This is a genomic window from Pseudomonas onubensis (genome assembly GCF_965653655.1).
In the GTDB taxonomy this organism is placed as follows: domain Bacteria; phylum Pseudomonadota; class Gammaproteobacteria; order Pseudomonadales; family Pseudomonadaceae; genus Aquipseudomonas.
In genome coordinates this window covers 1-379 of the sequence record NZ_CBFHAZ010000341.1, presented here as the reverse complement: position 1 = coordinate 379, position 379 = coordinate 1, and the positions used below count along the sequence as shown (strand labels likewise).

Genomic DNA, 379 nt, shown 5'->3' with positions numbered 1-379 from the left:
AAAAGCCGGAGAATCAGTGAAAATCGCTTTTTCAAGCGGAAAGAAATTAGACGCTTCCTTCGTGATCCGTCTGCCTCTGACAAACGCCCGGGCAGGGAGCCAAAACGCAACAGAGCTTCCGCTGAGAGAAATTTCTCCGGGACGATATGAGGGTTACTGGACGGCGGCTTCTTCCATCAAAGCAAGCGGAGCAAAAATTGACGTTATCGCAAGAGATGACTACGGAAATGAAACGAGACAGACGGCTAAAGGAAAACTTTATATCAATGAGTAAAAACAGAGCGCTGCCAAATCACGGCAGCGCTTTTTTAGTTGAAGGGGACAATAGAAAATCAACCTTTTCGGCCCTCGACAAATAAAACGGTTATCCCTTAAAAAT

The 379-nt window shown here is 45.6% G+C and carries 1 protein-coding gene; it reads left to right on the top strand.

All coding sequences use genetic code 11. The features are described 5' to 3' along the window. The coding region (locus ACTD9P_RS30250) for a hypothetical protein (protein WP_438870521.1) at nucleotides 1–274 on the top strand (274 nt) is incomplete at its 5' end. Nucleotides 275–379 lie beyond the last annotated feature (105 nt).